The 1,816-nt window shown below is 48.6% G+C and carries 1 protein-coding gene; it reads right to left on the bottom strand.

The features are described 5' to 3' along the window. The coding region (locus Xbud_RS18870) for a non-ribosomal peptide synthetase (protein WP_145956680.1) at window positions 1–1,816 on the bottom strand (1,816 nt) is incomplete at both ends.

Raw genomic sequence — 1,816 nt, 5'->3', positions numbered from 1 at the left:
CCAGACAGGTTCTGGTAATGCCCGACGATCCACTTTACCATTCAGGGTCAGCGGAATTGATTCAAGACGGGTAAAACTGGCCGGCACCATATATTCCGGTAAGCGGTCAGATAAGTGTCTGAACAATTCATCATCTGAAAGTTCGCTTTCCGCAATCAAATAGGCCACCAGTGCTTTATTACCTTCATGTTCGCGATCAATCACTACCGCCTGCTTGACCTGCGGATGTGCAGCCAGTGCGCTTTCAATTTCCCCCGGTTCAATACGATAACCACGAATTTTCACCTGAAAATCATTGCGCCCCAGATATTCCAGGTTGCCATCCGATAACCAGCGGACTAAATCGCCGGTTTTATACAGGCGGGAGTAACCCCGTGCTTTATCCTCGTCTGTAGCAAACGGATTTGCCACAAACCGCTCGGCGGTCAGTTCAGGCCGATTTAAATACCCGCGCGCCAGTCCGGCTCCGCCGATGTATAACTCGCCGGGAGCACCAATAGGGACAGGCTGCCCGGCATGATTCAACACATAGGCATACATATCATTTAACGGCCGGCCAATATTGGATGCTGTTATCGCGTCATCCTGGGTTAATTTCCTGCAGGTAACATGTACGGTTGTTTCAGTGATCCCATACATATTAATCAGGGCCGGAGAGTGATCGCCGTAATGATCCCACCAGGGTTTTAATTGAACCGGGTTCAGTTTATCTCCGCCGAAAATCACGTAGCGAAGATGGGGAAATTCAGCATCCATATTCAGTGATGCCTCAATAAAGGCATAAAATGCCCCCGGCGTCTGATTTAATACGGTAACTTTCTGATCAGAACAGAGGCGGCTGAATCTGCCGAAATCCTTTATGTATTCTGTTGTTGGAATAATCAGACGCCCGCCATAGAGCAATGCGCCCCATAATTCCCAGACACTGAAATCAAAGGTGTAAGCATGGTAAAGCACCCAGGTATCATTTTGGTCAAACTGATAATCTCCCTGAGTGGCCGCAAATAAACGGACAACATTATGATGTGTCTGCAACACGCCTTTCGGTTGCCCGGTCGTGCCCGAGGTATAGATGACGTAAGCCAGATCCATAGCTCCGCTTACGGGAGCCGGATTTTCTGCCGGCGGGTTTTCTGTCACGGCCTGATCATCCGCCGCTATCAATGCCGGCGGCTCAACCTGTGTCCGGGTATATTCTTCCAGCGTTGCCAGATACTGTTTTTGGGTCACCACACAAGGTGATGCTGTATCCTGCAAAATAAACCGGATACGTTCAGGCGGATATTGCGGAGATATCGGGACATAAGCCCCGCCGGCTTTCAGCACCGCCAGTATGCTGATGACCATTTCCAGACTGCGATCAAGATACAAAGCTACCAGCGTATCAACAGGCATGGGTTCATTGCGCTGCTGCTGATACTGTGCCCGGATCACAGCGGCCAGCTGGTTCGCTTGTTCATTTAACTGGCGGTAAGTCAGCGTTTCCCCTTCAAACACCAGCGCCACGCTGTCCGGTCTGGCTGCCGCCTGAGCCTCAAATTGCTGCTGGAGAGTATGGTCTTGCGGATGCGGTATATCGGGCTGGTTCCAGGTATGCAGCAATGTTTGGCGTTCCTGCTCCAATAAAATAGGTAACTCACTGACTAACAATGCAGGATTATTAATCAAGGCAACGAATAAGTTTTGTAATCGCTCAAGTATTCTGTTGATATCCAGTTCACTAAAATATTCCTGTCGATAATCTATCGTTATTTTTAGTTCCTGATCATATCCATAATCTTTCAATCGAAAGACGATAGGATAAATATTAAATACT

The organism is Xenorhabdus budapestensis (assembly GCF_002632465.1).
In the GTDB taxonomy this organism is placed as follows: Bacteria; Pseudomonadota; Gammaproteobacteria; order Enterobacterales; family Enterobacteriaceae; genus Xenorhabdus; species Xenorhabdus budapestensis.
The sequence above is the reverse complement of the archived record's forward strand: the minus strand, read 5'-3'. Positions and strand labels throughout refer to the sequence as shown.